General features: G+C 73.0%; 17 protein-coding genes. 10 read left to right on the forward strand and 7 right to left on the reverse strand.

The window, feature by feature from the left end; translation table 11 throughout:
- Positions 1-66: 66 nt before the first annotated feature.
- From arc to NUM_RS27220, 3 genes are all read right to left on the reverse strand, one after another.
- Complete coding sequence (gene arc / locus NUM_RS27210; protein WP_207127787.1) at positions 67-1842, reverse strand: proteasome ATPase; 1776 nt, start codon at positions 1840-1842, stop codon at positions 67-69.
- Between the two features lie 215 nt (positions 1843-2057).
- Entirely contained in the window at positions 2058-2975 is a 918-nt protein-coding gene (locus NUM_RS27215; RefSeq protein ID WP_370467070.1) for a tRNA (adenine-N1)-methyltransferase, read from the reverse strand.
- Entirely contained in the window at positions 2972-4090 is a 1119-nt protein-coding gene (locus tag NUM_RS27220; protein WP_207127873.1) for a site-2 protease family protein, read from the reverse strand. Before NUM_RS27220 ends, NUM_RS27215 begins: the two co-directional genes overlap by 4 nt.
- 180 nt (positions 4091-4270) lie before the next feature.
- Here NUM_RS27220 and NUM_RS27225 point away from each other — a divergent pair, with 180 nt between their 5' ends.
- The 7 genes from NUM_RS27225 to NUM_RS27255 all read left to right on the forward strand — a co-directional run bounded on the left by NUM_RS27225 (position 4271) and on the right by NUM_RS27255 (position 12630).
- The gene (locus NUM_RS27225; RefSeq protein WP_225918887.1) at positions 4271-5377 is read left to right on the forward strand and encodes a RecB family exonuclease; all 1107 of its coding nucleotides are present in this window, start codon (positions 4271-4273) and stop codon (positions 5375-5377) included.
- 84 nt (positions 5378-5461) lie between these two features.
- Positions 5462-6721, forward strand: a complete 1260-nt coding sequence (locus tag NUM_RS27230) for a sensor histidine kinase (protein WP_225918888.1) — start codon at positions 5462-5464, stop codon at positions 6719-6721.
- Positions 6718-7425, forward strand: coding sequence for a response regulator (locus NUM_RS27235; protein ID WP_225918889.1), 708 nt, complete (start codon positions 6718-6720; stop codon positions 7423-7425). Before NUM_RS27230 ends, NUM_RS27235 begins: the two co-directional genes overlap by 4 nt.
- Positions 7426-7648: 223 nt before the next feature.
- Positions 7649-8425 (forward strand): ABC transporter ATP-binding protein, encoded by a 777-nt coding sequence (locus NUM_RS27240; protein ID WP_225918890.1) that lies wholly within the window; start codon positions 7649-7651, stop codon positions 8423-8425.
- Entirely contained in the window at positions 8425-10983 is a 2559-nt protein-coding gene (locus tag NUM_RS27245; RefSeq protein ID WP_207127788.1) for an ABC transporter permease, read from the forward strand. The genes NUM_RS27240 and NUM_RS27245 overlap by 1 nt, the downstream gene beginning before the upstream one ends.
- 160 nt (positions 10984-11143) lie before the next feature.
- A complete protein-coding gene (locus NUM_RS27250) occupies positions 11144-11722 on the forward strand; it encodes a GrpB family protein (RefSeq protein ID WP_207127789.1) in 579 nt (192 codons plus the stop codon).
- A gap of 47 nt (positions 11723-11769) precedes the next feature.
- A complete protein-coding gene (locus NUM_RS27255) occupies positions 11770-12630 on the forward strand; it encodes an LLM class flavin-dependent oxidoreductase (protein ID WP_225918891.1) in 861 nt (286 codons plus the stop codon).
- 205 nt (positions 12631-12835) lie between these two features.
- Here the strand turns inward: NUM_RS27255 and NUM_RS27260 are convergent, their stop codons facing one another.
- Positions 12836-13597, reverse strand: a complete 762-nt coding sequence (locus tag NUM_RS27260) for an SDR family oxidoreductase (RefSeq protein WP_207127790.1) — start codon at positions 13595-13597, stop codon at positions 12836-12838.
- A gap of 81 nt (positions 13598-13678) precedes the next feature.
- On the opposite strand from NUM_RS27260, the gene NUM_RS27265 reads away from it, so the two are divergent.
- Positions 13679-14287 carry a TetR/AcrR family transcriptional regulator gene (locus tag NUM_RS27265; RefSeq protein ID WP_207127791.1) on the forward strand — a complete coding sequence of 203 codons (609 nt, stop codon included), beginning with the start codon at positions 13679-13681 and terminating at the stop codon, positions 14285-14287.
- Between the two features lie 139 nt (positions 14288-14426).
- On the opposite strand, the gene NUM_RS27270 is transcribed toward NUM_RS27265, so the two are convergent.
- Positions 14427-15422 carry an ArsR/SmtB family transcription factor gene (locus tag NUM_RS27270; RefSeq protein ID WP_225918892.1) on the reverse strand — a complete coding sequence of 332 codons (996 nt, stop codon included), beginning with the start codon at positions 15420-15422 and terminating at the stop codon, positions 14427-14429.
- A 73-nt stretch (positions 15423-15495) separates the two neighbouring features.
- Here NUM_RS27270 and NUM_RS27275 point away from each other — a divergent pair, with 73 nt between their 5' ends.
- Positions 15496-16734 carry an MFS transporter gene (locus NUM_RS27275; protein WP_207127793.1) on the forward strand — a complete coding sequence of 413 codons (1239 nt, stop codon included), beginning with the start codon at positions 15496-15498 and terminating at the stop codon, positions 16732-16734.
- A 6-nt stretch (positions 16735-16740) separates the two neighbouring features.
- Here NUM_RS27275 and NUM_RS27280 read toward each other — a convergent pair whose 3' ends face one another.
- Complete coding sequence (locus tag NUM_RS27280) at positions 16741-17382, reverse strand: HAD family hydrolase (RefSeq protein ID WP_207127878.1); 642 nt, start codon at positions 17380-17382, stop codon at positions 16741-16743.
- 168 nt (positions 17383-17550) lie between these two features.
- Positions 17551-17955 carry a VOC family protein gene (locus NUM_RS27285; RefSeq protein ID WP_207127794.1) on the reverse strand — a complete coding sequence of 135 codons (405 nt, stop codon included), beginning with the start codon at positions 17953-17955 and terminating at the stop codon, positions 17551-17553.
- 71 nt (positions 17956-18026) lie between these two features.
- Between NUM_RS27285 and NUM_RS27290 the strand changes: the two genes are divergently transcribed.
- Positions 18027-18803, forward strand: a complete 777-nt coding sequence (locus NUM_RS27290; protein ID WP_207127795.1) for a class I SAM-dependent methyltransferase — start codon at positions 18027-18029, stop codon at positions 18801-18803.
- Positions 18804-18805: the final 2 nt, after the last annotated feature.

Genomic DNA, 18805 nt, shown 5'->3' on the forward strand with positions numbered 1-18805 from the left:
CACAGAAAAGCGCGCCGGGGCGACCATGCTGGTCGCCCCGGCGCGCGGGTCGGTCGTCGGTGCTGGTCAGAGGTACTGACCGGTGTTGCTGACGGTGTCGATGGATCGGCCGGACTCGGCGCTCTTGCCGGACACCAGGGTGCGGATGTAGACGATCCGCTCGCCCTTCTTGCCGGAGATGCGCGCCCAATCGTCCGGGTTGGTGGTGTTGGGCAGGTCTTCGTTCTCCTGGAACTCGTCGACGGTGGCGTCGAGCAGGTGGGTGAGCCGGAGACCCTTGGTACCGGTGCTGAGGAAGTCCTTGATCGCCATCTTCTTGGCCCGGCCCACGATGTTCTCGATCATGGCGCCGGAGTTGAAGTCCTTGAAGTAGAGGACCTCCTTGTCGCCGTTGGCGTAGGTGACCTCCAGGAAGCGGTTCTCCTCGCTTTCGGTGTACATCCGCTCGACCGCGGCCTGCACCATCGCGGCGATGCAGGCCTGCCGGGAGTCGCCGTGCTCGGCCAGGTCGTCGGGATGCAGCGGCAGCTCGGTCGTCAGGTATTTGGCGAAGATGTCCTTGGCCGACTCGGCGTCCGGCCGCTCGATCTTGATCTTCACGTCGAGCCGGCCGGGCCGCAGGATCGCCGGGTCGATCATGTCTTCCCGGTTGGAGGCGCCGATGACGATGACGTTCTCCAGGCCCTCGACCCCGTCGATCTCGGACAGCAGCTGCGGCACGATCGTGTTCTCCACGTCGGAGGACACCCCCGAGCCGCGGGTGCGGAAGATCGAGTCCATCTCGTCGAAGAACACGATCACCGGGACACCCTCGCCGGCCTTCTCCCGGGCGCGCTGGAAGATCAGCCGGATGTGCCGCTCGGTCTCGCCCACGTACTTGTTGAGCAGCTCCGGGCCCTTGATGTTGAGGAAGAAGCTGCGCGCCCGCTCCCCCTCGCGATGCTCCTGGACCTGCTTGGCCAGCGAGTTGGCGACCGCCTTGGCGATCAGGGTCTTGCCGCAGCCGGGCGGGCCGTAGAGCAGCACGCCCTTCGGTGGCCGCAGCTGGTGCTCCAGGAACAGGTCGGCGTGCAGGAACGGCAGCTCCACCGCGTCGCGGATCTGCTCGATCTGCGAGTCCAGCCCGCCGATGTCGGTGTAGTTGATGTCGGGAACTTCCTCCAGCACCAGCTCTTCGACCTCGCTGCGCGGGATCCGCTCGAAGGCGTACGAGCTGCGGGAGTCGATCAGCAGGGCGTCGCCGGCCCGCAGCGGCGCACCGATCAGCGTGTCGGCGAGGTGCACCACGCGCTCCTCGTCGGCATGCGAGACGACCAGGGCACGGTCGGAACGGCCCTCCGGGCCCTCCAACAGGTCCTTGATCATGACGATGTCGCCGGCACGCTCGAAGCCGAGACTCTCGACCACGTTGAGCGCGTCGTTGAGCAGCACCTCCTGACCGCGCTGGAGGTCCTCGAGCGGCACCGCCGGGGACACCGCGACGCGCAGCTTGCGCCCGCCGGTGAACACGTCGACGGTGCCGTCGTCGTAGCGACCGAGGAAGACGCCGTAGCCGCTGGGCGGCTGGGCCAACCGGTCGATCTCTTCCTTGAGGGTGACGATCTGCTCGCGGGCGTCCTTGAGCGTCGAGACCAGCCGTTCGTTCTGGTCACCGAGTCGTTGCACCTGGGCCTGCGCGGCGGCCAGGCGCTCCTCCAACAAACGGACCTGTCGTGGGCTCTCGGTCAGCCGGCGGCGGACGAGGGCCAGCTCCTCCTGCAGGAACGCGACCTGCGTGGAGAGGTCGTGGGCCTCCTTTTCCCAGCGCGCGGCGCGGCTCTCCGCGTCTTCGCTGCGTGCCACGTCTCCACCTCCCCTGGCTCGAGGTTTCCTCCTAAACCCTAACCGGTGATGCCCGGTTCGGGCTCGTCTCAACGCCGTCGGGTCGATGTGGAGATCATGACCACAGCGCCGCCCGACGCCCGCGGTGGGACCGGACGGCGGCCACGAGACCACCGCGTACGGGTGGCGACGGGCCGTGCCGGTACCGGCCGGGGCGACCTACCGTACCGGTTGTTTCAGCTGGTCGCCTCGGTCGCGCGGCGGCGCGCCGCGTACGCCTCGGCGCCCTTGCTGGGTTTGCGTCGGCGGGCCGGCGCCACCACCCCGTCGGCCAACCGGCGGGTGGTCACCAGGAACGCGGTGTGCGCGATCATCCGGTGTTCGGGTCGCACCGCGAGCCCCTCGGCGTGCCAGTCGCGGATCATCGACTCCCAGGCGTGCGGCTCGGTGAACCCGCCGTCCGCGCGCAGCGCCTCCACCAGCTCGGACAGCTGCGGGGTGGTCGCCACGTAGCCGACGAGCACCCCGCCGGGCAGCAGCCCGCGCTTGACCATGGGCAGCATCTCCCACGGCGTGAGCATGTCCAGCACGATCCGGTCGAGGTCGGTGTCGGTGGCGTCGGCGACGTCGCCGACGGTCAGCTCCCAGGCCGGGTGCTCGCCGCCGAAGAACCGTTCCACGTTGCGCCGGGCCACCTCGGCGAACTCGGGCCGCTGCTCGTACGACCGGACCCGGCCGGTGGGGCCGACCGCCCGCAGCAGCGAGCAGGTCAGCGCGCCGGAGCCGGCGCCGGCCTCCAGCACGTGCGCACCGGGGAAGATGTCGCCCTGCGCGACGATCTGCGCGGAGTCCTTCGGGTAGATCACCTGCGCGCCGCGCGGCATGGACAGCACGTAGTCGCTCAGCAGCGGTCGCAGCGCGAGGTAGGGGGTGCCGCCGGAGGAGGTGACCACCGACCCGTCCGGGCGGCCGATCAGGTCGTCGTGTTCGACCCCGCCGCGGTGGGTGTGGAACACCTTGCCGGCGACCAGTTCGAGGGTGTGCATCCGACCCTTCGGGTCGGTGAGCTGGACCCGGTCACCGACGCCGAAGGGCCCGCGGCGGGCTCCGGACGGTACTGCGGTCGGATCGGTCGGGGTGGCGGGCAGGGTCAACGGATCGTCCTCTTCGGGTCCAGCAGGTTGGCCAGGTCGTCGGCCGTGAGCACACCGACGATATGTGCCGCCGCCGGCTGCTGGCCGGGCGGGCCGTCCACCACCAGATACTCGCTGGCCGGCGTCGCCTGGACGGCCCGGATCACGTCCTCGCGGGCCAGGTCGGCCGACAGCACCAGTTCGGGCCGCAGCGTCGCGGCCACGGTGTCCACCGCCACCCACGGCGCGCGCTCGGCCGGGACGGCCGCGGCGGCGTGCTCGTTGACCAGCCCGACCGGGTTGCCGCCGCCGTCGAGCACGACCGCGGCGCCGGCGCCGGTCTCGACCACCCGGCGGGTCACCTCGGCCAGCGGCATGCCGGCCGGCACCTGCAGCGCCGGGCGCGCCAGCCGGCCGGCGTGCACCAGCTCGAACCGCGCCGCGAGCCGGCCGCCGCGGATCGCCTGGCCGGCGCCGAACCACAGGAACATCCCGATCATCGCGCCGACCGCGACGATGTAGAACCCGGTGAACCCGACGTACCAGTGCGCGTAGCTGTAGACCGAGCCGAGGATCGTCGCGACCGCAACACCCCGGCCGACGTAACCGGCCACCCGGGTACCGAGGTAGCGGTTGGAGCTCGCCGCCCAGATCACCGCGCGCAGCGCCCGGCCGCCGTCCAACGGCAGGCCCGGCAGCACGTTGAACACCGCCACGATCAGGTTGCTCGCGGTCAGCTGGAACGCCAGCTCGTGCGCCACCGTGCCGGCCGGCAGCACCAGCAGCAGCCCCCAGCTCAGCAGACCGAGCACGGCGGAGACGGCCGGGCCGATCAGCGAGACCGCGAGCTCGATCCGCGGGGTCGGCGATTCGCGCTCCATCTCGGTGAACCCGCCGAGCATCTCCAGGCTGATCGCCCGCACCCCGATGCCCGAGCGGCGCGACACCAGGGCGTGCCCCAGCTCGTGCAGGAACACCGAGATCATCAGGCAGACGACGAACCCGAACCCGACCGCGTAGGCGCCGGCGGTGGACAGACCGGGCAGATTGGACTGCACGACCCTGCTGTAGAACAACGTGATCAACACGGCCAGGATCAGCCAGGACATCGACACGTGCACCGGGATGCCCAACACCCGGCCGAGCCGGACGCCCGGCGGGGCGGGTGCCGAGGGGCGCGAGGTGTCCTCCATCGCCACCATGCTACGCATCGGCCGGTACCGCCGGCGCGCCGCGCAGCGCGCTCCGACCACGCGCGACGCGCCGCCGCGCCGTGTCAGCAGGTGAGCGTCGTACCCCTCGCCTAGGCTGCGGCCATGACGGTCGATACCTCCCCTGCCGGTGTCCCTTCCCCCCGTGACGCCGGCGCCCGGTCCGAGGCCGACGGGCCGGGCGGCGAGGGGTCCGGGGAGCTCGGGTCGCAGCATCCGCTGCGCCGGCACCGCAGCAGCACGCTGTCCGCGGCGGAGCTGGCCGACGTGCGCGGGTCGCTGTCGCCGTCGCGGGCCGCCGACTTCAAGACCTGCCCGTTGCTCTACCGCTACCGCACGATCGACCGGCTGCCCGAGATCCCGAGCACCGACCAGGTGCGCGGCACGCTGGTGCACGCGGTGCTGGAGAAGCTGTACGAGCTGCCTGCCGCGCAGCGCACCCCGGCCGCGGCGACGGCGATGCTGCAGCCGGAGTGGCAGCGGCTGGCAGAGGCGGAGCCGGCGATGGCGGAGCTGTTCACCGGCGACGCCGCGGCCGACTTCGACGGCTGGCTGGCCTCGGCGGGCGAGCTGCTCGACGGCTACTTCATGGTGGAGGATCCGCAGCGGCTGGAGCCGGCCGACCGGGAGAGCCTGATCGAGGTGGTGCTCGACACCGGGCTGCGGCTGCGCGGCTTCGTCGACCGGCTGGACGTGTCGCCGGCCGGTGACATCCGGGTGGTCGACTACAAGACCGGCGGCTCGCCGCGGGAGGCGTTCGAGGCACGGGCGCTGTTCCAGCTGAAGTTCTACGCGCTGGTGCTGTGGCGCACCCGCGGGGTGGTGCCGCGGTCGCTGCGGCTGCTCTACCTCAAGGACCGCGAGGCGTGCGACTACAGCCCGGACGCCGACGAGCTGGCCCGGTTCGAGCGCAACCTGGGTGCGCTGTGGGCGGCGATCGAGCGGGCGACCGCGGCGAAGGAGTTCCCGCCCAAGCGCAGCCGGCTGTGCGACTGGTGCTCGCACCAGTCCAGGTGCCCGGAGTTCGGCGGCACTCCCCCGCCGTTCCCGGCGCCGGCCGAACCCGGAACCGAGCCGGCCGCCGCGCCCGATACCGAGCCGGCGGCGAGGTCGGATGCCGAGCCGGCGGCCGGCGCGCCCGGTTCCGAGCCGGCGGGGGCGGACGCCGAGCCGGCGGGGGCCGGGGCCGCCGACCTCGGCGGCGCCGGGTAGGTCGGGGTGTCTCCTTCGCGCGGAGGAGACACAGATCGGCCTGCGTGACGACCCGCCGCCGGCCGGCACCGATACGGTCGAAAGGTGGCGGCGTTCGGTGCGGTGGGACGGCGGCAGTGGCCCGGTGCGCTGCTGGTCGATGCGATCGTGCCCGCCGTCGTGCTGCTGGCCTACCTGCTGGTCATCGCGCTGGCACCGGCATCGGTCGGGGTGTCGGCGACACCGGCGCTGACGATCTGGTCGGTGCTGGGCGTGCTGCCGATGGTCGGCCGGCGCCGCTGGCCGTGGCCGTCGGTGGTCGCGACGCTGCTGCTGTTGCTGCCCGGCCTGGTCTGGCCGGTCGCCCTGCAGACCCAGGGTTTCGCCGCCGTCGTGCTGACCTACCGGGCCGCCGCGCGGCTGCCGGCGCGGCAGACGGCGCTGACGTTCCTGCTGCTGTGGCCGGCCACCATGGCCGTCGGCGCGGCGCACCGCGACACCCTCGGCGACGCCCTGCTCGGGCTGCTGGTCGACGCGCTGGTCGCGATGATCTGCTTCGTGCTCGGCCAGTACCACCGGACCCGGCGGGCCTACCTGCAGGCGCTGGAGGCGCGGGCCGCCGAGGCGGAACGCAACCAGCGGGTGCTGGCCGGTCAGGCGGTCGCCGAGGAGCGTCGCCGGATCGCCCGCGAGCTGCACGACGTGGTGGCGCACCACGTCAGCGTGATGGGGGTGCTCGCCACCGGGGCACGGCGCAGCCTGGCCCGGGATCCGGCCGGTGCCACCGAGGCGCTGGGCAGCATCGAGCAGACCGGCCGGACCACGCTGCGCGAGCTGCGCCGGTTGCTGGACGTGCTGCGCAACGACGAGGAGCCGGCCGAGGAGTCCGGTGAGCTGGCCCCGGCGCCCGGGCTGCCGGCGATCGCCGGCCTGGTCGCGTCGGTACGGCAGGCCGGCCTGCCGGTCGACGTGCAGCTCGACGGCGAGCCGTACCCGGTGGATGCGGGGATCGGGCTCGCCGTGTACCGGCTGATCCAGGAGGCGCTGACCAACGCGGTCAAGCACGCCGGGCCGGCGAGCGCCCAGGTACGGCTGGGATTCGGGCCGAGCGCGCTGACCGTCGAGGTGTTCGACACCGGACGCGGGCCGGCCGCGGACGCCGATCAGCGGGGCGGGCACGGTCTGGTCGGGATGCGCGAGCGTGTCGCCCTGTACGGCGGGGAGCTGGTCACCGGACCCCGCCCGGGTGGCGGCTTCCGGGTGTACGCGAGGATTCCCATGGACACTCTGGCGGGGCTGTCGCGGCTCCCCGACGCCGGCGGGCACCACCCGGTGGCCGACGCGCAGCCACAGGGGCGGGCGTGAACACGCAGGATCGGTGGGTGGAGCAGGTGGAGCAGGCAACACGTCCGGTACGGGTGCTGCTTGTCGACGACCAGCCGCTGCTGCGGACCGGGTTCCGGATGGTGCTGGGCGCCGAGGACGACGTCGACGTGGTCGGCGAGGCCGGCGACGGCGCCGAGGGGGTCGAGCTGTCCCGCCGGCTGCTGCCCGACGTGGTGCTGATGGACATCCGGATGCCGCGGATGGACGGGGTGGCCGCGACCCGGGCGATCGTGCAGGCCAAGCTGCCGGTCCGGGTGCTGATCCTGACCACCTTCGACCTGGACGAGTACGTGGTGGGTGCGCTGCGCGCCGGGGCCAGCGGCTTCCTCGCCAAGGACGTACCGGCGGAGGATCTGGTCACCGCGATCCACACCGTGGCGGCCGGCGAGGCGGTGGTCGCGCCGCGCATCCTGCGCCGGCTGCTGGACCAGTTCGGTACCTTCCTGCCCGATCCGGACGCGGCTCCCCCGGCGCGCATCGACGTGCTGACCGAGCGGGAGCGCGAGGTGTTGGTGTGGGTGGCCCGCGGGCTGTCCAACGCGGAGATCGCCCGGCAGCTGTCGGTGTCGGAGACCACGGTCAAGACGCATGTCGGGCATCTGCTGACGAAACTGGACCTGCGCGACCGCGTGCAGGCGGTCGTCCTCGCGTACGAGACGGGTCTGGTCCGGCCCGGCAGCTGACGCCACCCCCGCCCGGGCGAGGCGGGTCTCCTGCCTGAGGAGGAGTCGGGGTCGTTCCCCGATTCGGTCTACGGGTCGCGCCGGATGAGACGCCGGGGCCCGCTTCCCCCGGTGGATGGAGTCGACGACAGTCCCCACGTACGACGCATCCCGCCGTCACGGCCCGTAGCGTCGAGGGCAGGTTGGCGGGGTCGGCCCGCCGAATCGGTGATGGGGGAGGATCGTGGCGACATCGGTCACCACGGCGACGGGCGTCGCGGCCCGAGCGGTGGACGTGTGGAAGCTGTACGGCACCGGCGAGGCCCAGATCGCGGCGCTGCGCAACATCAACGTCGAGTTCGAGCGGGGGCGCTACACCGCGATCATGGGGCCGTCCGGTTCCGGCAAGTCGACGCTGATGCACTGCCTCGCCGGCCTGGACTCGACCAGCCGGGGCGCGGTGTACATCGGCGAGACCGAGGTGACGCGGCTCGGCGACAAGGGGCTGACCGAGCTGCGGCGCGACAAGGTCGGCTTCATCTTCCAGCAGTTCAACCTGCTGCCGACGCTCACGGCGCAGGAGAACATCCTGCTGCCGCTGTCGATCGCCGGCCGCAAGCCGGACCAGGGCTGGTTCGACACGATCGTGGACACGGTCGGCCTGCGGGACCGGCTGGGGCACCGGCCGACGCAGATGTCCGGCGGCCAGCAGCAGCGGGTGGCGTGCGCGCGGGCGCTGGTGTCGCGGCCCGAGGTGGTGTTCGCCGACGAGCCGACCGGAAACCTGGACTCCCGGTCCGGCCAGGAGGTGCTGGGGTTCCTGCGCGACTCGGTGCGCCAGTTCGGCCAGACCATCGTGATGGTCACGCACGACCCGAACGCCGCCTCGTACGCCGACCGGGTGGTGTTCCTCGCCGACGGCGCCATCGTGGACGAGCTGCACGACCCGAACGCGGACGCGGTGCTGGAGAAGATGAAGAACCTGGACAAGGTCGGCGAGCACCCGCGGGGTGACGCCTGATGTTCCGGGCGGTGCTCAAGAGCCTGCTCGCCCGCAAGATCCGACTCGTGCTGTCGGGCCTCGCGGTCGTGCTGGGCGTGATGTTCGTGGCCGGCTCGCTGGTGCTGACCACCTCGCTGGGCGACTCGTTCAGCAACCTGTTCGCCACCGCGTACCAGAACACCGACGTGCAGGTGGCGCCGAAGCCGGCACCGGGGCAGAACGCCGACTCCGGGCCGTCGGCGGCGCGCGGCGCGACCGTACCCGAGTCGGTGGTGCGCACCGTGCGCGGCATCGACGGGGTCAGGGCCGCGCACGGCGAGGTGATGACCAACGGCACCGTACCGCTGGGCTCGGACGGCAAGGCGATCCCGTCGACCACCGGCCAGCAGTACGGCGGGAACTGGAGCGGGTCCGACAGCGTGGTGCAGCTGCGCTCCGGGCACGGGCCGCGGGCGCCGGACGAGGTCGTGATCAACGCCGGGCTGGCCAAGACCGGCGACTTCGCCGTCGGCGACCCGATCAGGGCGATCATCAACGGCAAGACCCACACGTTCCGGGTGGCCGGCATCTACGGCTACTCGGGCAACCGGGACTCGCTCGGCGGCGAGACGAGCATCCAGTTCACCACCGCCACCGCGCAGCGGCTGCTGCTCGGCCGTACCGGGGTGTACAGCGACGTGACCGTCACCGCGGCCTCGGGCGTGTCGCAGCAGACCCTCGCCGATCGGATCGGCAGCCGGCTCGGCGACGGCTACAAGGTGCAGACCGGAGCGGAGCTGACGAAGAAGACCACGGACTCGTTGAAGGAAGGGCTGAAGTTCCTCAACTACATCCTGCTCGGCTTCGCCGGTGTCGCGCTGTTCGTCGGGGCGTTCCTGATTCTCAACACGTTCTCGATCATCGTCGCGCAGCGCACCCGGGAGCTCGCCCTGATGCGGGCGCTGGGGGCCAGCCGGCGGCAGATGATCGGCTCGGTGTTGCTGGAGGCGGTGGTCATCGGCATCCTCGCCGGCGCCCTGGGCCTGCTCGCCGGCATCGGCGTCGGCGCCGCCCTCGGGTACGTGTTCACCCACGTCGGCGGCGGCAACCTGCAGCTGTCGATCGGGGTACCGGCCAGTGCGGTCGTCGCGTCGTTCGCGGTGGGCATCGTGATCACGGTGGTGGCGGCGCTGTTCCCGTCGCTGCGGGCGTCCCGGATCCCGCCGGTCGCGGCGATGCGGGACGCGGCGACGCCGGACCGGCCGCTGACCCGGATCAGCATCGCCGGTGGCGTGGTGTTCGTCGGCGGCGCGGTGGTGCTCGGGTTCGGCCTGTTCGGTTCGCTGTCGGGGACCGCGACGCTGTGGGCGATCCTGGCCGGCGTGCTGATCGCGTTCATCGGGGTGGCGCTGCTGACCCCGCTGATCGCCCGGCCGGTGGTCGGCGCGATCGGCCGGCTCATGTCGTTCAGTACGGCCGGCAAGCTGGGCCGGCGCAACTCGGCGCGCAACCCGCGGCGTACCGCGGTCACCGCGGCGGCGCTGATGGTCGGCATCGCGCTGATCACCGGTGTGTCCACGGTGCTGTCGTCGGTGCAGACCAGCATCGACAGGCTGGCCAACGAGCAGATCAAGGCCGATCTGATCGTCTCCGGTCAGCAGACCTCCGAGGTACCGCCGAGCTTCGACACGGCGCTGCTGGGCCGGATGCGCGGCATCTCCGGGGTGTCCTCGGTCGCCGGCATCTACCGCACCAGCGCGCAGGTCGACGGCAGGAACACCGCGGTGGCCGCCACCGACGACGTGCCGGCGCTGGAAAAGTCGCTGAGCATCCAGCGCTCCGCCGGCTCGATCTCGGGGCTGGGCGACCACCAGGCGCTGGTGGACAGCAAGACCGCCAAGTCCGACCACCTGAAGGTCGGCGACACGGTACGGGTGAAGCTGCCGCGCGGCGGCGGCACCTACACGGTGTCCGGGATCTACTCGTCCCGCGAGGGCGGCATGTCCGGCTGGCTGTTGCCACACGCCGCGGTGGCCGGGTTCGGCCTCACCAACCCGACCTCGGCGTACGTCACGGTGTCCGGCTCCGGTTCCACCGCGTCGGTGAAGAAGCAGGTCGACGCGCTGCTCGCGGACAACCCGCTGATCACCGTGGCCGACCGCAGCGACTACGTGCACCAGCAGACGTCGACGTTCGACACGGTGCAGACGATGATCCAGATCCTGCTGACGCTCGCGATCATCATCGCCGCGCTGGGCGTGGTCAACACGCTGGCGCTGTCGGTGATCGAGCGGACCCGGGAGCTGGGACTGTTGCGGGCCATCGGGATGAAGCGCCGGCAGGTGATGAGCATGATCACCGTCGAGTCGGTCACCATCTCGGTGTTCGGCGCGGTACTGGGGCTCGCGGTCGGCGCCGGGCTGGGCGCGGCGGTCGTCCGCGCCCTGCACGACCAGGGGATCACCCAGCTCAGCTTCTCCTGGGGGCTGATGGTGGCGTACCTGATCCTCGCGGCCGTGATCGGGGTGCTGGCGGCGATCCTGCCGTCGATCCGCGCCGCCCGGCTCAACGTGCTCAACGCCATCGCCTACGAGTAACGACATCACGGTGGGGCGCCGCCGACCGCATGCCGGTCGGCGGCGTCCCACCGGGTGATGCCGGCGCCGCACGGCGGCCATCGCAGCCCGACGGCCGGGGCGGCGGTGGCCGGCGTCGCCTCGCGGCGGTGGCCGGCGTCGCGCGGGCGATACTCGGGGGATGCCGTTTCCCGACGAGACCGCGCCGGTGGCCGTGACCGACTACCGTCCTGAGTGGGCGGACGAGTTCGCGCAGCTGGCGGCGGTGCTGCGCGACGCGATGGGGGCACAGGCGCGCGCGGTCGACCACGTCGGCTCGACCTCGGTACCCGGCCTCGCCGCGAAGGACTGCATCGACGTGCAGATCCGGGTTCCGGCGATCGACGAGCCGCGGCAGGTCGCGCTGCTCGCCGCGATCGGTTTCCGCTGCCGCCCCGAACCGTGGAACCGGGCGGAGATGTCCGGCGGGCGGCTCTGCCGCAAACTCGTGTTCGCTCCGCCGGTCGGTGGTCGACGGTGCAACGTGCACCTGCGTGCCGAGCACGCCCCGAACGCACGCTTCGCGCTGCTGTTCCGCGACTACCTGCGCGCCGACGACGAGGCCCGGCGGCACTGGGCGGCGTTCAAACGCAGGCTCGCGGACAGCGTGCCGGACCTGAACGACTACGGGCAGATCAAGGTGCCGGCGACGGGGATCCTCATGCAGGCAGCCGAACGCTGGGCCGCCGACACCGGTTGGCGCCCCTCCCCCACGGCCTGACGTCGAGTGCCCGCCCGCGAACGGAATCGGGCTGCTACGGTCGCGCGGTGAGCGGGAACGGGCGGCGCCGGCTCGGCGTCATGTACGACCGGGATCGCGCGCCGGAGGGCCTGCCGGCGTTCGCCCGGGCGCTGGAGGAACTGCCGGTCGACGACCTGTGGGTGGTCGAGGACCTGGGCTGGGCCGGCGGCGCCACCTCCGCGGCGATCGCGCTGGGTGCCACCGAACGGCTGCACGTCGGATACGGCATCGCGCCGGCACCGCTGCGCAACCCGGTGCTGCTGGCGATGGAGCTGGCCACCCTGGCCCGGGTGTACCCGGGGCGGCTGACCGCCGGCATCGGCCACGGCGTACCGGGGTGGATGGACCGGGTCGGCGCCGGCACGCCGCACAAGCTGGCGCTGCTGGGCGAGACCATCACCGCGGTCCGCACCCTGCTGCGTGGCGAGGCGCTGACCCTGCACGGCACGGTGATCCACGTCGACGGGGTCACCCTGGTGCATCCGCCGTCCGTGGTGCCGCCGGTGGTCGCCGGCGTCGTCGGGCCGCGCTCGCTGGCGCTGGCCGGCCGGGTCGCCGACGGCACGATCCTGCCCGAAGGCATCGGCCCGCACGGGGTGGCCGCCTCCCGCGCCCGGATCGACGCACCCGGCCCGCACCAGCTGACCGTCTTCACCTACCTGGCGCCCGACCCCGACTCCTTCGCGTTCCGCGCGCTGGTCACCGAGCAGGCGAGCTGGCTCGGCGTGCCGGAACCCGAGCTCTTCGCCGCGGCCGGCTCGCCCGACGTCGCCGCCGATCGGGTCCGCGCACTGTGGGACGCCGGCGTCGACACCGTCGCCGTACGCCCGCTGTCCGCCGACCCGCTCGCCGAGATCGACGCCCTCACCGCCGCCCTGGCCCGCTGACGCGGTCACGGTTGCCGTCTCGGCTCGCCGGCGGCGGCCCGGCAGCCGGTGGAACCGGCGGGCCGGCACCGGCGATCGGCCTCGACCTGCCCCGCGGCCAGCGGAAGTGCCTCGGAACGCCGCGCCGTACCGGCAGTCCCGGTGCGGGGACCGGTGCAGCGCAGTGCGCTGGCCGGCGGCACCGAGAGGTGGTTCGGCGCTCGGATCACAGGGCGGATCCGCCGGTGGCGTCGAGGACCTGCCCGGTCACCCAGCGCGCGTCGTCGCCGACGACGAACGCGACCACGTCGGCGATGTCGTCCGGCTGACCGACCCGGCCGAACGCCGAGAAGTCCGCCGCCCACCGGGCGCGCTCCGGGTCGGCCAGCCAGGGGTTCACGTCGGTCTCGACGATGCCGGGCGACACCGCGTTCACGGTGATGCCGCGAGGCCCGAGCTGCTTGGCAAGGTTGTGGCTGAACGCTTCCACGGCACCCTTCGTCGCCGCGTACCCGATGATGTCGGGCAGCGCGATCCGGGTCACCCCGGACGAGATGTTGACGATCCGACCGCCGTCCCGCAGCCGCGACAGCGCCTGCTGGACCAGGAACATCGGCGCCTTCACGTTGACCGCGAACAGCGTGTCGAAGCCCGCCGGGGTCAGCCCGGCAAGGTCGTCGCTGGTGCCGATCGCCGCGTTGTTGACGAGGATGTCGAGGCCGCCACGCGGGTCGTACTCGGTGATCGCGGTGTCGAAGCCGGCGAGCAGCGTGTCGACGTCACCGGGCACGCCCAGTTCGGCGCGGACGCCGAACGCGACGCCGCCGCGCTCCCGGATCCCGGTCACCACCTCGTGGGCGGCCGTCACACCGCGGTGGTAGTGCACGGCGACGACCGCACCGTCCGCCGCGAGCCGCTCCGCGATGGCTCGCCCGATGCCCCGGCTCGCCCCGGTGACCAACGCGGTCTTCCCGTCCAGTGCGCCCATGGCCGCCCACTCCAATTCTGTAGTGATCACTATGGATGAGTACCGTAGCAGATTTTTTAGCGATCGCTATAGAGTGGATGGATGGCAACGACGCGAGGACGGCCACGCAGCTTCGACCGTGACAGGGCGATCGGGGCAGCCAAGCAGTTGTTCTGGGAGCACGGGTACGAGGCGACCTCCATCGCCGCGCTCACCACGGCGATGGGCATCAAGCCGCCCAGCTTGTACGCCGCCTTCGGCGACAAGCGCGGGTTGTTCGAGGAGGTCGTCGCGGCCTACGGGGCGCACGAGGGCGCGGTCCTGCAGCGCGCGCTCGACTCCGCCGTACCGGTGCGCCCCGCGTTCGGCGCGATGCTGCACGCGCTGGCCGACGCCTACACGACACCCGGCCAACCGCGCGGTTGCCTCGTCATCAACGCCGCGAACTCCTGCGGCCCGGACAACCCGGAGGTGGCCGAGAACCTGCGCCGCCAGCGGTCAGCCAACCTCGACGTGTTCACCGCCCGCTTCGCCGCCGCGGTGCGCCGCGGCGAGCTGCCCGAGGACACCGATCCCGGCGCCCTCGCCGGCTACTTCGCCGCCGTCGTCCAGGGCATGTCACAGCAAGCTCGGGACGGCGCGAGCACCGCCGACCTGCACGCCATCGCTGACCTCGCCCTCACCACCCTCCCCGCCGAGCCGACCCGCTGACCGGCCACCACGATCGACGACCCGGGCGAGCGGCCGGTGCCGCCCTGCCGGCCGGCACGCGGCCGACGAGCCGCGACGCGGACTCGGCAGCCTCGTGCCCGCCCTCGGCACCAGCCCAGCGCGGGCGGCACGACCGCGGTCAGCGCGGGTCGGTGGTAAGGATGGCGCCGACGGCGGTGCGCTGGTAGCGGACGTGGCGGCCGGCACGGTGCGCGGTGACCAGACCGGCGTCGCGCAGTATGGCAAGGTGCGCGGAGACCGACGAGACGGCCAGGCGCAGCCGCTCGGCGAGCGCCGTGGTGGTGGCCGGTTCGGTCAGGGCGGCGAGCACGGCGGCACGGTTCGGACCGAGCAGCCGGGCCAGCGCCGCCGGGGCGGCCGGCCCCGGCCGCCACAGTCCGTCGATGCCGCGGGCCGGGTAGATCACGGTCGGCTGCCACGGCGGGGCGAAGCCGCCGATCGGCTCCGGCCAGCAGAACACGCTCGGCATCAGCAGCAGGCCGCGGCCGGCGAGTTCCTGCCGGCGCGGCGTGCCGTCCGCGGTCAGTACGGTCAGCGTGTCGTCGGCGAACCGCAGCCGGGGATGCAGGTCGGCGAACAGCGCCCGCAGCCCGCCGACCGCGAGGCGCCGCGCCCGGTAGGCGATGTCGGCCTCCAGCAGGGTACGGATCCGGGGCCAGTCCGGGGCGACCAGCGCGTGCCACGCCTGCTCGGTGACCACCGCCAGACGCCGGACCGCGGCGGCCGGGTCGGCGAGCAGCCGCCGCCCGGCCGCGCTCTCCTCGGCGCCCGGCGTGCTGTCCAGCGATCGCCGCAGTTCGGAGCGCGCCAGCTCCACGTCGGTGCGCGCGAGCCGGTCGAGCTCGTCGGCGAACGACGCCACCGTCGTGTACGGGGTCGTCGGCGGCGGGCCGAGGAAGTCCGGCGTGTAGCCGGGATCGGGCATCAGCAGCGACAGCTCGGTGAGGTCGAGGCCGCGGGCCGCGTCCCGGGCCCGCCGCAACCAGGGCAGATGGTAGGCGTGCCGCCGGGCGCGGCGCAGCGTCCGGACGGCCTCGTGCGTCTCGCACAGGGGTGACAGCGCGAACCGGCACCGCGCCAGGTCGTCCGCACCGAACCGGATCCGCAACGGCACGGCGGCTCCCCCCATCTTTCGGCTCCAGCCGAAACAGTAGGTCGCGTCGCCGGCGCCGGGCACGCTGCCCGCCATGTCGTCCGCGCGCAGTGCCGGCTACCGCTCCGTCTTCGCGGTACCGGAGTTCCGAGCGGTGTTCGCCGCGCACGTGCTGTCCATGCTCGGCGAGGTGCTCGCCGAGATCGCCCTGTCGGTCCTGGTGTACCGGCTGACCGGGTCACCGCTGCTCAGCGCGCTGAGCCTGGCCCTCGGACTCCTCCCGTACGCGCTCTGCGGCACCCTGCTGTCCTCGGTCGCCGACCGCTTCCCCACCCGCCGGGTACTGGTCGGCTGCGACCTGCTGTGCGCCGCGGGCGCCGCCGGCCTGGTCGTACCGGGCATGCCGGTCGCCGCGCTGCTGGTAATGCGCTGCCTGCTCGCCGCGGTGGCGCCGGTGTTCACCGGTACCCGGGCGGCGACGCTGACCGACATCCTCGGCACCGGCGACCGGTACGTGCTGGGCCGGTCGGTAATCCGGCTGGTGTCGCAGTCGGCGCAGCTGGCCGGGTTCGGGATCGGCGGGGTGCTGCTGCTCGCGGTGTCGCCGCGCGGGGTCCTCGCGGTCACCACGGCGACCTTCCTCGCCTCCGCACTCGTGCTGCGGCTCGGCACTCGGGCCCGGGCGGCGCGGACGACGGCGGGGCCGCTGCTGGGTTCCTCGCTGGGCGCGGTGCGGTGGCTGCTCGCCGACCGGCGGATCCGCTCGCTGCTGCTTCTCGCCTGGGTACCGCCGATGTTCGTGGTGGTCGGCGAGGCGCTGCTGACCCCGCTCGCCGCCGCCGCGCACGCCTCGTCCGGCTGGCTCGGCCTGCTGATGTGCGGGATGCCGGTCGGCGCGGTGCTGGGCGAGACGCTCGCCGGCTCGCTGCTCGGGGCGCGCGGCCGGGCCCGGTTGATGGCGCCGGCCGCGCTGTGGGCGGCCGTGCCGTCGCTGGCGTACGCGTTCGATCCGCCGCTGTGGGTCTGCCTCGCCTGCCAGGTGGCCACCGGGCTGGCCATCACCTACAGCCTCGGGCTGGACCGCCGGTTCCTCGCCGCGGTACCGGAGTCGTTGCGCGGCAGCGCGCTGACCCTGCTCACCGCCGGCCAGATGACCGCGCAGGGCCTCGCCATGACCGTGGCCGGCGCGGCCGCCGACGTGGTGCCGGTACCGACCGTGATCGCGGCCGGCGGAGTGCTCGGCGTGCTGCTCCTGCCGTTCGTGCTGTGGCAGGTGCACCTTGCCGACCGGGCCGGCACCGGCACACCGGTGCCGCTGGCCGGCCAGGCCTGACGCCGCTCAGCGGGTGGTGGCGAGGCGGCGCAGGTAGTCGACGTCGACCTCGGTGAGGCTGTCGACCAGGGTGACGCCGGCGATGCCGGACAGGTCGACCTCGCTGGGCACGCCGAGGACCACGCAGCCGGCGCCGCGGGCGCTCGCCAGGCCGGTCGGCGAGTCCTCGATCGCCACACAGTGCGCCGGGTCGGCGCCGAGCAGCTGCGCGGCGTGCCGGTACGGCGCCGGGTCCGGCTTGGTCTCGGGGATGTCGTCGCCGCAGACCACCGCGGTGAAGAAGTCGCGGCCGATGGTGGTGAGCGCCTTCTCCACCAGGCGGCGTCGGGTCGCGGTGACCAGCGCCGCCGGTACGCCCGCGTCCCGCACCGCGGTGAGCAGGTCGCGCGCGCCCGGCTTCCAGACCAGGCCCTCCGCGAACAGCTCCCCCATCCGGTCCTCGAGCCAGCCGACGCTGCCGGTGGTGTCGTCCAGCGGCAGGCCGAGGTCCTCGTGCAGGATCACCATCGACCGGCTCATGTTGGTACCGACCATGTCGGCGCGGGCCCGGTCGGACAGCCGGCCGCCGAGCTTGTCGGCCAGTTCGTACAGGGCGATGGTCCACACCTTCTCGCTGTCGACGAGGGTCCCGTCCATGTCGAACAGCACGGCGGCGAGGTCGGTGGTCGTCTGCATGGTGTCGATCCTGCCGGTCGCGGTCGGGCACCGGCGCCCTCCGCCGCGTCCGGGTGGCGCGGCTCACCCCGAACCCAGCGTCCTAGGTAACTGCGCCGCTATTGAAGCCGGGCCGGCGCCGATCGACGTCGCCGGATCAGGTCAGTTGTCGAGGTACAGGCAGAAAGGGTGACCGGCCGGGTCGAGCAGCACGCGCACCGACTCCTGCGGCTGGAAGTCGGCCAGCCGCGCGCCGGAACGTTGCGCCGCCTCCACCGCGACCGGCAGGTCGGACACCTCGAAGTCGAGGTGCAGCATCATCTGCTGGGCGTCGCCGGCGGGCGGCCACACCGGCGGGCGGTACTCCGGCGAGGTCTGGCAGGCCAGGTAGGCCACCCCGTCCGGCGGGCCGACGGTCGCGAACTCCGGCTCCGACGAGGCGACCCGCCAGCCGAGCAGGTCGGCGTAGAAGCGGGCCAACGCCGGGCCGTCCGGCGCGTCGAGCACCACACCCCAGTAGTCGTGCCTGCCCTCCCGCGGCCCGCTGCTCTCCACGCGTCCATCCATCGGGCCATGCGAGGCGGCGTCCCGGGCGAAACCCGGTTGGCGCCCGGCCGGGGGCGTGTTGTGCTGCTGCGATGGACTGGGTGCGCGACTTCTACTCGACCACCGGGCGCTGGTGGGGCCCCGCCATCTCCGGCGTCGGCGACCGGGAACGTGGCCGCGCCGAACTGCTGGCGCAGGTCTGCGGCGCGGGGCCGTACCGGATCCTCGAACTCGGCGCCGGGTTCGGCAACACCGCCGCGGCCCTCGCCGAGCGCGGGCACGAGGTGACCGCGGTGGAGATCAGCGACCGGGCCGAGCAGGCGCAACGGTACGCCGGGCCGCGGCTTCGCGTGCTGCGCGACGACTTCTACACCGTCGAACTGCCCGGCGGCTACGACGTGGTGTGCTACTTCAACGGCTTCGGGATCGGTACCGACGCCGACCAGCGCCGGCTGCTGCGCCGCATCGCCGGCGAATGGCTGCGTCCGGGCGGTACCGCGCTGGTCGACGTGATGAACCCGTTCGTCTGGGCGGGCTGGGCCGGCGACCGGGAACGCCGGGAAGCGGATCCTTCCCGCGGCTACGCGTACACGTTGGAGGAACGCACCGACTTCGACCCGGTGCACAGCCGCTACACCGACACGTGGTGGCAGGCCGACCGGCCGGACGAGGCGATCACCCAGGTCGGCCGGTGCTACAGCCCGGCCGACCTGATCCTGCTGTTGGAGGGCACCGGCCTGGCGCTCGGACAGCTGCGCGTCGACGGCGAGGTGCTGGACCGGCACGCCGACCATGCCGGTCACCCGGCGCTGCTGCGCCGGGCGCACGAGTACCTGGCGGTGCTGCAGCACGGCGGTGGCGCCCCGTGACG

Origin of the sequence: Actinocatenispora comari, from assembly GCF_017312725.1 — a bacterium.
Lineage (GTDB): Bacteria > Actinomycetota > Actinomycetes > Mycobacteriales > Micromonosporaceae > Actinocatenispora > Actinocatenispora comari.